General features: G+C 58.4%; 2 protein-coding genes. One reads left to right on the top strand and one right to left on the bottom strand.

The window, feature by feature from the left end; genetic code table 11:
- Positions 1–44 precede the first annotated feature (44 nt).
- Positions 45–506: an EVE domain-containing protein gene (locus tag B3520_RS03720; protein ID WP_286807205.1), complete on the bottom strand. Its 462-nt coding sequence runs from the start codon at positions 504–506 to the stop codon at positions 45–47.
- Between the two features lie 112 nt (positions 507–618).
- Between B3520_RS03720 and B3520_RS03715 the strand changes: the two genes are divergently transcribed.
- Positions 619–1,749: threonine--tRNA ligase (locus B3520_RS03715; RefSeq protein WP_286875441.1), on the top strand; the 1,131-nt coding region annotated here is incomplete at its 3' end.

The following is a 1,749-nucleotide window of genomic DNA, read 5'->3' as shown; positions in this document are numbered from 1 at the left end:
GGTTTACCCCTCGACGACCCGGACCGCACAGTAACCACCAAATATCAGGAAGCCATCGTCAGAATGTAATGCCATTCTTTCGAGGTGACTGGCTGAATCGACAGGCGGCCCTGCTTTAACAGCACCATCTCACCCAACGGCTCCTGCTGCTTGATCGCCTTCAACGGCACCACCTCATCAAACGCCGAATCAAACTGAATATCCACACAAAACCAGCGCGGAGTCTCCCTCGTCGCCTTCGGATCAAAATAATCACTCGCCGAATCAAACTGCGCCGGGTCCGGATAGGCCGCCTTCACCACCTTGGCCGTGCCCGCCACACCCGGCACCTTGCACTGACTGTGATAAATCAACACACCGTCACCGACCGCCACCTCATCGCGCAGAAAATTGCGCGCCTGATAATTGCGAATCCCGTTCCAGCGGCCCACACCGTCCCGCTCCTTGCGCAAATCCTCAATACCGTACTCATCCGGTTCCGACTTAAACAACCAGTAATTTGCCATGCCGCTTACTACCTCTCTATAATGGCGGGTTTACGCCGTTCCGGCCTGCCGCGCCGGAGTCAAAACGCACGTGGCCTTTGGTAGGGGTCACCACTGACATCAAGGATACACCATGCCTGTCATTACACTGCCCGACGGTTCAAAACGCGAATTTTCCCAGCCGGTCACTTTGATGCAAGTGGCTGAAGATATCGGCCCCGGCCTGGCCAAGGCCACCGTGTGCGGCCGTATCAACGGCAAGCTGGTTGACGCCTGCGAGCTGATCGAGGACGACGCCGAGATTACCCTGATCACCGGCCGCGACCCGGAAGGGCTCGAAGTCATTCGGCACTCCTTCGCCCACCTGGTGGGTCACGCCGTCAAACAACTGATCCCGGAGGCCAAAATGGCCATCGGTCCGGTGATTGAAGACGGCTTCTATTACGACATCGACGCGCCGCACCCCATTACCACCGAGGAGATGGAGGCCATCGAGAAGCGCGTTCAGGAGCTGATCAAGAAAGATTACGACGTCATCAAAGAGATGACACCGATCGAGCGGGCCCGTGAAGTGTTCGCCGACCGGGGAGAAGATTTCAAAGTCGAGCTGGTCGATGACCTGATCGCCGCCGGTGAAAAGGCGGTCGGTCTGTATCACCACGAAGAATACGTCGACATGTGCCGCGGCCCTCACGTGCCTAACACCCGCGTGATGCGCTACTTCAAGCTGATGCGGGTGTCCGGTGCCTACTGGCGGGGCGACTCCAGCAACAAGCAGCTGCAGCGCATCTACGGTACCGCCTGGAACGACAAAAAGGCGCTCAAGGCCTATATCCAGCGCCTGGAAGAGGCGGAAAAGCGCGACCACCGCAAGCTGGCCAAAAAGCACAACCTGTTCCACACCCAGGAAGAGGCGCCGGGCATGGTGTTCTGGCACCCCAAGGGCTGGACCATCTACAAGACCCTGGAAAACTACATGCGCGACATGCAGCATCGCCATGACTACCAGGAAATCCGCACCCCGCAGGTGGTGGACATGACCCTGTGGCAGAAATCCGGCCACGCGGACAAGTTTGGGGATGGCATGTTCACCCTCAAGTCCGAAGATCGGGATTTCGCCGTCAAGCCCATGAACTGCCCCTGCCATGTGCAGGTGTTCAATCAGGGCCTGAAAAGCTACCGTGATCTGCCCTTGCGCCTGGCGGAATTCGGCTCCTGTCACCGCAATGAGCCCTCCGGCTCCCTGCACGGCATCATGCGGGTG

This window comes from Marinimicrobium sp. UBA4509 (assembly GCF_002388575.1).
Classification (GTDB): Bacteria; Pseudomonadota; Gammaproteobacteria; order Pseudomonadales; family Cellvibrionaceae; genus Marinimicrobium; species Marinimicrobium koreense.
Note: the sequence above shows the minus strand (reverse complement) of the source record. Positions and strands in the feature narration are given on the sequence as shown.

Excerpts from the sequence above, each read along its gene's own strand:
- B3520_RS03720 (WP_286807205.1), bottom strand. The coding sequence starts at position 506 with ATGGCAAATTACTGGTTGTTTAAGTCGGAACCGGATGAGTACGGTATT.